Annotated in this window: 9 protein-coding genes; 8 read left to right on the forward strand and 1 reads right to left on the reverse strand. The window is 42.6% G+C overall.

The features are described from left to right. Window positions 1–51: 51 nt before the first annotated feature. A complete protein-coding gene (gene ponA / locus FTV31_RS05120) occupies window positions 52–2,580 on the reverse strand; it encodes a penicillin-binding protein PBP1a (RefSeq protein WP_180013421.1) in 2,529 nt (842 codons plus the stop codon). A gap of 166 nt (window positions 2,581–2,746) precedes the next feature. On the opposite strand from ponA, the gene FTV31_RS05125 reads away from it, so the two are divergent. From FTV31_RS05125 to FTV31_RS05160, 8 genes are read left to right on the forward strand one after another with little or no spacing between them, the layout of a single operon-like run. After that, window positions 2,747–3,805, forward strand: coding sequence for a pilus assembly protein PilM (locus tag FTV31_RS05125; RefSeq protein WP_180002742.1), 1,059 nt, complete (start codon window positions 2,747–2,749; stop codon window positions 3,803–3,805). Further along, window positions 3,805–4,443, forward strand: a complete 639-nt coding sequence (locus FTV31_RS05130; protein WP_005233586.1) for a PilN domain-containing protein — start codon at window positions 3,805–3,807, stop codon at window positions 4,441–4,443. The genes FTV31_RS05125 and FTV31_RS05130 overlap by 1 nt, the downstream gene beginning before the upstream one ends. Further along, window positions 4,440–5,156, forward strand: coding sequence for a type 4a pilus biogenesis protein PilO (locus FTV31_RS05135; RefSeq protein WP_180013423.1), 717 nt, complete (start codon window positions 4,440–4,442; stop codon window positions 5,154–5,156). Before FTV31_RS05130 ends, FTV31_RS05135 begins: the two co-directional genes overlap by 4 nt. Continuing rightward, a complete protein-coding gene (locus FTV31_RS05140) occupies window positions 5,156–5,683 on the forward strand; it encodes a pilus assembly protein PilP (protein ID WP_034169727.1) in 528 nt (175 codons plus the stop codon). Before FTV31_RS05135 ends, FTV31_RS05140 begins: the two co-directional genes overlap by 1 nt. Window positions 5,684–5,699: 16 nt before the next feature. Next, the gene (pilQ, locus tag FTV31_RS05145) at window positions 5,700–7,868 is read left to right on the forward strand and encodes a type IV pilus secretin PilQ family protein (RefSeq protein ID WP_180013425.1); all 2,169 of its coding nucleotides are present in this window, start codon (window positions 5,700–5,702) and stop codon (window positions 7,866–7,868) included. Window positions 7,869–7,904: 36 nt separating this feature from the next. Then, entirely contained in the window at window positions 7,905–8,441 is a 537-nt protein-coding gene (gene aroK, locus FTV31_RS05150; protein WP_005233593.1) for a shikimate kinase AroK, read from the forward strand. Between the two features lie 28 nt (window positions 8,442–8,469). After that, window positions 8,470–9,549 (forward strand): 3-dehydroquinate synthase, encoded by a 1,080-nt coding sequence (gene aroB, locus FTV31_RS05155; RefSeq protein WP_180013427.1) that lies wholly within the window; start codon window positions 8,470–8,472, stop codon window positions 9,547–9,549. 12 nt (window positions 9,550–9,561) lie between these two features. Further along, complete coding sequence (locus tag FTV31_RS05160; protein WP_180013428.1) at window positions 9,562–10,413, forward strand: hypothetical protein; 852 nt, start codon at window positions 9,562–9,564, stop codon at window positions 10,411–10,413. The last annotated feature ends 21 nt before the right edge of the window (window positions 10,414–10,434 follow it).

Raw genomic sequence — 10,434 nt, forward strand, 5'->3', positions numbered from 1 at the left:
ATTTAGAAATAAAAAATCCCTCAATAATGAGGGATTTTTTATTGGTTCAGATTATTCAATTTCTTCAATCAAGTTTTCCAAAGGATCCACCACCCGATTTGGCTGTAGTGGCTGGTCTCTTGGTGCCACTCTTTCATCATCCGGTATGCGGATTTCCTGATCAGGCAAATCTTCAAAATCATTGCTTTGTCGTTTAGGTGCTACAACCGGGGCAGGGCGATACAGAGGCGTCGCTAAAGGTGGAGAAGACGGATCATGTTGTTCCTGCTCACCTTGCACTACTTTATTACGGTTAATTGGTGCTTTAGCGTTACGATCCAGGCGAACCCAAGCTTCTGGTGTACCTTTTAAGGCATTCCCCATAAAGTCGGTCCAGATTGGTAAGGCTGCCACGCCACCGTATTCACGGCGACCTAAAGTTTTTGGCTGGTCGAAACCGACCCAGGCAACGGTGACCAGTTTGCCATTAAAACCTGCAAACCAGGCATCTTTGGCATCATTGGTGGTACCGGTTTTACCCCCAATATCGCTACGACCAATTCTTAAAGCAGCACGTCCCGTACCATGCTGAATCACATCACGCAGGATATTGGCCATATCATAAGCAGAACTAGATTTTAAAATACGTTCTGCCTGACGGTAGTTACTGTCTTCAGCCGAGATTTTTGGTGTCTCTGGTTTCTGTGCTAAGGTTTTGTTATTGATTTCAATGGCTTCATCATCAGGAGTGAGTGCGGCTGTTGGTTGAGGACTTTCTTCCTGAGCATTAATACACGAGATGCAGGCATATTCAGGCTTAGCCTCAAAAATAGTCTTGCCATAGGCATCTTCGATCCGCGTAATAAAATGTGGCTGAATCCGATAACCGCCATTGGCGAACGTAGCATAACCAGTAGCCATCTGGATTGGTAAAACCTGAGGTGTACCTAGAGCAATGGTGTAGTTACGTGGAATCTGGTTATCCTGCAAGCCAAAATCCATAAATAACTGACGTGTACGCTCAATACCAACAGTTTGTAATAGGCGTACTGAAACCGTGTTACGTGACAGATATAAAGCACGACGTAAAGGAATCATCCCTAAATAACGGCCATCCGAATTACGCGGACTCCATTTACCAATGGTAATAGGCGCATCATTGACCATGGTATGCGGAGTCATACCACGTTCTAAAGCCAGAGCATAAACAAAGGGTTTAATGGTTGAGCCCGGCTGACGCCAGCCTTGAGTCGCGCGGTTAAATTTGGATTGATAAAAATTATAACCACCGACAATGGCTTCAATCGCACCATTATTCGGGTTCAATGCAATTAATTGGCCCTGTACCTGAGGTGTTTGTACCAGTGCCCAGGAACTTTTATTTTCATTAGGTCTTAAACGAACAATATCTTTAACTTTAACAATCTGTGAGGCTCTGCTTGGTGCAGTACCTACACTATCTGCACTACGATAAGGACGAGCCCAAGACATACCTGACCAAGGCACAGTTACGGTTGTACCATCCTGCATCAACGCTTCAAAGCTATTATTATTGACCTTGGTCACTTCAGCAGGGTAAGTGTTGGCATAGACACGGAAATTTTGCAGAGGTTGATCATGAGCCTCAGCACCTCGCCAGCCATGACGACGGTCGTAAGCTTCTAAACCATCCTGTACTGCCTGCTCAGCGTAAGCTTGACGTTCACTGTGGATCGTCGTATAGACTTTATAACCTGAATCTATGGCCTGTTCACCAAAATTTTCTACCAGTTCAGAGCGAACCATTTCACCGACGTAGGGAAATTTGTTGCGGGTACTACGGTCAGGCATATCCAGGTTAATCGGTTCAGCAATCGCTTCCTGATATTGGCTTTGATTCAGATAACCCAGTTGCAGCATACGACCTAAAATCCAGTTGCGGCGTTCCAGTGCACGCTTAGGGTTAGCCACCGGATTATAACGAGAAGGTGCTTTAGGTAGGCCAGCAATCATCGCCATTTGTGCAATCGAAAGCTCATCTAAACTTTTGTTGTAATAGATTTTCGCTGCTGCCGCGATGCCATAAGCATTTTTCCCGAGGAAAATTTTATTGACATATAAAGTTAGAATTTCTTCTTTACTTAAATTCTGTTCTATTTTACGTGCCAGGAAAATTTCAGTCAGCTTACGCTTTAAAGTACGTTCGGGACTTAAATAGTAGTTTTTAGCGACCTGCATGGTAATGGTCGAACCACCAGTCTGTACATCAGAGCCGGTAATGGTTTCACTGACTGCACGTCCTAAGCCTTTAAAGCTGATCCCGCTGTGTTCGAAGAAACTGGAATCTTCTGCAGCGAGGAAGGCGTAAATAAATTCTTTCGGAATCTGTTCATAATTCACAGGAACAGAAAGCTTGCCACCATACTCTGCAATGAGCTCATTATCTGAGCTAAAAACTTGTAAAGGCTTTAATAAAGGTGCCTTTTTAAGCGTAGACATTTCAGGCAAAGATGGGGCAATATAGAGATACATGCCATAGAAACCCATCGGAATTGAGATCAAAATAATGATAATGATCAAAAAAAATGGATGAACAAGGCCTGAACAAGATAGCTTTTTCATAACAAGTAAGTTTTAATAAGAGCTAATGGCAAACTAATTACCGGTCAGTATATCCTTTAGATATGCATATTGTTAGATGAGTTATTGTATCTATATAAAATTATAGGCCGGCACAGATTGGTGAGTTTGTTTTTATTGGGGATAAAAAAATAATAGGAATTGTATTGTGCGCAGGTTATATCGTAAGCCAAATAAGGGGTTAATAGGAGTCGATATTAGTTCGACTTCTGTTAAAGTTTTAGAGCTCTCTGTAAAGAACGGTAGGTACTGGGTAGAAAGTTATGCTTTGGTCCCATTACCAGAAAGTAGTGTCGTTGAAAAAAACATTTTAAATCCAGAAGCGGTGGGTGATGCGTTGGGGCGTGCGATTAATTTGGCCAATACCCAGTCTAGTCAGTCAGCCTTTGCGATTCCAACTTCTATGGTCATCACCAAGATCATCGAAATGGATGCCGATATGTCGGATGATGAACGTGAAATTCAGATTCGTGAAGATGCCGAACAATATATTCCTTTCCCACTTGATGAAGCCAGTCTGGACTTTGAAGTCTTGCCAGACCGTTTAACCAATCCGAACCGGGTCAATGTCCTGTTAGTAGCAACCCGAATCGAAAATGTTGAAGCGCGTTCTGAAGTACTGCAAATTGCCAATCTCAATCCAAAAATTGCAGATGTCGAGAGTTTTGCACTAGAAAATGCATTCAAGGTATTTTCAGACACCTTGCCGATGGGGGTAAATACTGTCGGGATCCTGGATATTGGTCATAGTATGACGACTTTGTCCGTCATGCAGAATAACAAGATCATTTATACTCGTGAGCAGGTTTTTGGTGGTAAGCAGCTGACTCAGGAAATCCAGAACCGTTATGGATTGTCTTTTGAGGAAGCAGGACGTGCTAAAAAAACCCGTGCCTTACCCGATGATTATGATATCGAAGTGCTGGAACCTTTTCTAGATGCAGTCGTGCAGCAGGCAGCGCGTTCATTACAGTTCTTCTTCTCTTCATCTCAGTTTAACGAGATTGACCATATTTTATTGGCAGGGGGGAATGCCAATATTCCAGGTCTGGCAAAACTATTACAGCAAAAACTCGGCTACCGGGTCACCATTGCCAATCCATTCCTGCAAATGGGCTTTTCTCCTCAAATTGATATTAAAAAAATTGAAAATGACGCGTCCTCACTCATGGTTGCATGTGGTTTGGCATTGAGGAGTTTTGATTAATGGCAAAGATTAACTTACTCCCTTGGCGCGATGAGCTAAGAATTAAAAGAAATAATGAATTTGTAGCGATTTGCGCAGGGGCACTTTTTCTAGGATTGGCAGCAGCAGGTTCAACCTGGTTCTATTACGATCAAAAACTTCAGGATCAGGAACAGGCCAATCAGCTGGTGGTCAGTACTAACCAGAATCTGGATGTACAGCTGAAAGCATTGGATGGTTTACAAGACCAGCGTAATGCAATTGTTGAACGTATGAAGCTGATTCAGGGTTTACAGACTCAACGGCCGATCGCAGTTCACCTGATTGATGAAATTGTACGGGTCACACCAAGCAATATGTACATTACCAAATTCCAGCGTACCGGCGATAAATTCACCATTGAAGGTAAGGCGGAAAGTCCGAATACAGTGGCTGAATTGCTACGTAATCTGGAGGCTTCTACCTGGTATCGTAATGCATTTATGAATGCTTTCCTGGTTGCTGAAGAACCAAAAGATAAAGCGCCATCATCAGTGATTCCCCGAGTGGAAGAATCTTATGGCAGCTTTACGGTCACGGTTGATCTGGATCAAATCGCTGAGCCAACACTTAAAGAAGGACAAACACCAGCCACAACTACAGCGGAGGCATCATCATGAGTAATGACGGATTCGATGAATTAAGCCAAGACGTAGTGGCTGTTCCTAGAAAAAAAATGACAGTTGAAAAATTCTTTCAACAATTCAATACACTAGATCCAAATAATTATGGTAGCTGGCCGTTATCAGTCAAAATTACCTGCTGGATCTTTATTGTTATTCTGGTTTTTATGCTGGGGTATTTCGGGTTTATTCGCGGCAAGATAGAAGCGATTTCACAAGCCAGTGCTCAAGAACAAAACCTGTTAAATGAATTCCGGGAAAAGGAATCCAAGCTGCGTAATTTACAGCAGTACCAGATTCAGTTGCAAGAAATGGAAGCACGTTTTAATCAGCAATTGGAACAATTGCCGAAAGAAACAGAAATTCCTGGTCTGGTGGAAGATATTAACCTGAGTGGAGTGAACTCCGGACTGAAATTCAAGAATATTCGTCTTGAACCTGAAATCAAGCAGGAATTCTTTATTGAACAGCCAATCGCGATTGAAGCCACTGGGGATTATCATGCCTTTGGTTCTTTTGTGAGCAGTATTGCAGGGCTTTCGCGTATCGTTACGCTGCATGATTTCACGATTACGGGAACTGAAAATAAAGAAAAGAAATCTGAAATTCCTGTCATTGATTATGTAGTAAAAGCGAAAACCTACCGTTATGTAGGTAATGCAGATGCTTCATCTACTCCGGCTACAACTGATACGCAGGGAGCTCAGTAATGAATATTATTAAAATTACTTCAGCTTTAACGCTTGGATTTTTATTGGTGGGCTGCGAATCAAGAATTGATGCAGTCAATCAGGAAATGGCCAATATTCGTAATCAACCACCATTACCAATTGAACCGGCGCCGGATTTTATTCCGACAGAAATGTTTAATTACGCAGCTCATCAGCTGAAAAGTCCTTTCCTGCCGAGCTCTTTAGCAGCTGAATTGAAAATTATGGCGGGTAAGCGAGTTTATCCAAATTTGTCACGCCAATTACAGCCTTTAGAGAGTTATCCACTCGAAACCTTAAGTATGAAAGGCAGTATGCGGAATCAGGCGGGGCAGATTCTGGCTCTAATTCAAACGCCTGATGGGGAAATTGAACGGATACAACGTGGCAGCTATATGGGACTTAATCATGGTCGTGTAACGAGAATTACGCCGACACAGATTGACTTGATTGAGATTATTCCAGATGGCCGTGAGGGATATGTGGAACGTCCACGAAGTCTGGTTTTGATTGGGCCAGCGCCATAAGTTTTAAGGAATAAAAATGAATAAGAGTATTAAAGAATTTATTTTTGGGGATGCTAATACAATGAATCATGTGTTTCGTCAGTTTTCTATGGGGGCTGTCGCGATTGCTGTGATGCAAGCAGCGAGTGCGCAGGTTTCAATGACCAATGTGGTGCCAATGCAGATTCCTGGGCAGGGAACTGAAATCCGAGTGATGTTTAATGGCTTGCCACCTCAGCCTCAAGCTTATCAGCTTGAATCTCCATCACGCCTGATTCTGGATTTTAATGAGGCACAACAAAATCTAAAACAGTCTAGTATTCCAGTCGCAACTGCTGAAGCCAGTTCAGTGGATATTAGCTCAGATGCACAGCGTTCTCGCCTGACAGTGAATCTCGCTAATGCAGGTGCATTTACGACGCGTGTGGAAGGCAATACCTTTATTTTAAAAATTAATTCTGCCACTCCAGTCGCTATTGCTCAGCCTGTACAACAGCAGGTCGCTCAGGGGATTACTAATATTGGTTTTCAGCGGGGTGCGCAAGGTGAAGGACTGGTGGTAATTGATCTGGCAGGTCAGAACACACCAGTCGATGTACAGCAGCAGGGAACCAAAGTGATTGTGCGGGCTCTGGGCTCCAAGATTCCGGCACATTTGACCCGACGTTTGAATGTGAATGATTTTGCCACGCCTGTTTCAACCGTAGATGCAGTCAATCAAAATGGTTCAGGTGTAATTACTATTCAGTCTGCAGAAAGTTATGAATATATGGCTTTCCAGACGGATAATAAGCTGACGATTAGTTTGAAGCGTCCAGAAGTTAAGGGTCCATTACGTCCTAAATCAGTCGCTTATACAGGCAAGAAAATTTCCCTCGATTTCCAAGATATTGAAGTTCGTCGAGTTCTACAATTATTAGCCGATTTTACCGATATCAATATGGTTGCTGCAGATAGCGTACAGGGTAATATTACCTTACGCCTCAAAGAAGTGCCTTGGGATCAGGCTTTAGATATTGTATTAAAAACCAAAAATCTGGATAAACGTCGTAATGGTAATGTGATCTGGATTGCACCAGTGGCAGAATTGATTAAGGCTGAAGAAGAAGAAGCCAAGGCTTTAAAACAAAGCGTTGCACTTGCACCAATTCAAACTGAATATATGCAACTCAGTTATGCAAAAGCGGCAGATATTGAAAAACTGATTACTCAAAATAAAAGTGCATCAGGATCAGGTAATTCAAGTAATAGTACTAATAACGACGATAAAGAAAGTTTATTAAGTTCACGTGGCTCTATCTCTATTGATGCTCGTACCAATACCATTATTGTGAATGATACCCAGCCTTTCATTGATAAAATTCGTAATATGGTTGATCTGCTTGATGTCCAAGTAAAGCAAGTCATGGTAGAAGCACGTATTGTGCGTGCAACGACTGACTTTACCAAAGAAATGGGAGTGAAATGGGGAATTCTCTCTCAAGGGATTACCAATAATAATCACCTTCTTGTTGGTGGTAGTGATACGACTCTTTGGGATTTGAGGGAGCCTGAATTTGATAGTGAAAGAGGGGGGTGGACCTATGAAATTCAGAGACCGGATAACCTTAATGTGGATCTAGGTGTAACTAGTCCGGGAGCAAGTCGCATCGCCTTTGGTTTAATTAGTCTGTCAGATTTTATGCTCGATCTTGAACTTTCTGCGCTTCAAGCAGATGGTTATGGTGAAGTAATTTCTACACCGAAAGTACTCACTGCTGACAAGCAAAAAGCAACCGTTGCCTCCGGTTCACAAATTCCTTATCAGTCCGCAGAAGGTGGTGGTGCTAATGCAGTGTCAACTACTGAATTTATTGATGCAACTTTAAGTTTAGATGTAACGCCAAGTATTACACCAGATGGTAAAGTGCAGATGGAGTTGAATATTACCAGTGACTCACCAGGAAATCCGACACCTACTGGACAGTTAACGATTAATAAAAACCAGATCAATACTAATGTACTGGTTGATAATGGTGAAACAGTAGTACTTGGTGGTATTTTTGAGCAAGAAACTCGAAATGCACAAACTAAAGTTCCTTTCTTGGGCGATCTACCTTATTTAGGTCGTTTATTCCGTAAAGATGTAAAATCGGATAACAAACGTGAGCTACTGATTTTTGTTACACCTCGAATTGTTAATGACAGTGTTTCAAGAAATCATTAATATATTTTGAATTTAACAAAATGAATAGGTGACTCCTTGCCAAGCAAAGAGTTTGAAACCCTGCCAAATATCTATTTGGTAGGGCCGATGGGGGCCGGTAAAACAACAGTAGGACGACATTTAGCAGAACTGTTAGGACGAGAATTTCTGGACAGCGATCATGAAATTGAGCGGAAAACAGGGGCTACGATTCCCTGGATCTTTGAAAAAGAGGGTGAAAAGGGTTTTCGTCATCGTGAAACTGTTGTAATTGATGAGTTAACCTCACGCCCACAGCTGGTACTTGCAACTGGTGGTGGTGCAATTACTCAGGCTCCTAATCGGGATTATTTAAAGCAGCGAGGTATCGTTGTTTATCTTTACACTCCAGTTGAAATTCAGCTTCAGCGAACCTATCGCGACAAAAACCGTCCCTTGTTACAAGTCGAAAATCCTGAACAGAAACTCAGAGATCTGCTTGCAGTGCGGGATCCGTTATACCGGGAAGTCGCACATTACATCATTGAGACCAATCAGGGGGCTGCACGAGATTTGGCGCAGCGTATTCTGAATCTCATCCTTCCAAAAAAATAAGTTCAGTTGAAAAAGTGGTTATCCCCTCATGAAAACCTTATATGTCGAACTCGGTGAACGTCGTTATCCTATTTTTATTGGCAGTAACTTGAATCCTCAGGAATTGCTTGAGCCCTATATTCATGGCAAGCAGGTGATGGTTGTCAGTAATGAGACGGTGGCACCACTCTATCTGGATCGCTATAAGGCTGCATTGGAAAATTTGGGTAAAACTGTGGCGACCTGTATTTTGCCAGATGGTGAGAAATACAAAAATATTGAGCATCTAAACCTAATTTTTGATGCATTGCTTGAGGCAGGCTTTAACCGCGACTGTACGGTTCTGGCACTCGGTGGTGGTGTTATTGGAGATATGGCCGGTTTTGCCTCTGCCTGTTTCCAGCGTGGTGTCTATTTTATTCAGGTGCCAACGACTTTACTCTCTCAAGTGGATTCCAGCGTGGGCGGTAAAACTGGCATTAATCATCCACTGGGTAAAAATATGATTGGTGCTTTCCAGCAGCCACAAGTGGTGTTGGCAGATATGTCACAGCTGTCAACTTTACCAGATCGTGAACTGTCTGCAGGCTTGGCTGAAGTGATCAAATATGCCTTGCTCGGAGATGAAGAATTTCTGGTCTGGCTGGAAGCCAATATGGAAGGTCTTATTGCCCGTGATGAGCAATTGCTGGCCGAAGCAGTTTATCGTTCTTGTGCACATAAAGCTCGTATTGTAGCCAATGATGAAAAAGAGCAGGGTGAGCGCGCTTTACTTAATCTCGGTCATACATTCGGTCATGCGATTGAGTCTTATCTAGGGTATGGTGAATGGCTGCACGGAGAAGCGGTAGCAACCGGTATGGTGATGGCAGCAGATTTATCCCATCGCATGGGCTGGATTTCATTAGAAGACCTTGAGCGTACAAAAAAAATCATTTCTCGTGCGCAATTACCTATTGTTTGTCCTAAAATCCCACTTGACGATTTCCTGGCTTATATGGCTCACGACAAGAAAGTTTTAAATGGGCAGCTTCGTCTTGTATTATTGCAGCAACTTGGAAAAGCGGTTATTACTCGAGACTTTGATGTCGAGTTGATGCAACAGGCGATTTTAGCTCATCAGGCATAGGTTTAAATTTTTATGACAGCATTACGTACTCCTTGGCAAAAGATTCAGCATTATTTCTGGCTGGTCTGTGGCGTATGCTGTCTATTTGCTGCCTTGGTTTTTTGGGCTATCGCTGATACAGATGAAGTTGTAGAAGTAGAGAAGAAGCCGGAAACGGAAGTTGAATTACAGATTCAACCAGAAAAAGTAGCCTCTATGACCCATCTTGGTGCACTTTCTGATGAGGTTAAGCCTCTTGATCTCAATACTCGAATTGTTGTCAATGTTAGTCATGAGCCTGAATTCCGTGGAACCAAATATATTGGTGAAGTAAAGAAACAGCATGCGATTGAGCTATTTCGTGTAGGTAATGAAGCCATTCTAAAAACCTTCCTGAAAAAGCAACAGGATCGTAAGCCTTTTGTTTATTTAAGGCTTTCGGGTGAGAACCAGCCTGAACAATATGTATTGTTATATGGTCTGTATAAAACCGCAGCAGAAGCTCAACAGGCTTTATCAGCGCTCAATCTGAATCTGCCTAAATCCGTCCAGCCTAAAGTTGTGGCCATGCAACAATATGCCAGTCTAGTCAACAGTATGGGTTCGGAAGAACTGGCAAGTAATCAAAAACTTTATGAAATTCAGTTGAAAAATGTACCTTTACCGAAAGTCGATGAATCCGTACAGATCAGACCGAAAGCTCAACCTTCAGCCCCTGTGGTCACCCCTAAAGAAAGCACCACGAGTACCACGATTGTTCGACGTGATCAGGAAGGTAATGTAGTGGATGTACAGAAATCTCAAAGTCATGTCGAAGGAAGTCCGCGCTCATCAAATGGCAATTCTCGGCCTCAAGAAAACGAGATTAGTGATCCATTTAACTAGGCCGGTCTAAAATAGCGCACG

Source organism: Acinetobacter sp. YH16031, assembly GCF_013417335.1.
GTDB lineage: Bacteria > Pseudomonadota > Gammaproteobacteria > Pseudomonadales > Moraxellaceae > Acinetobacter.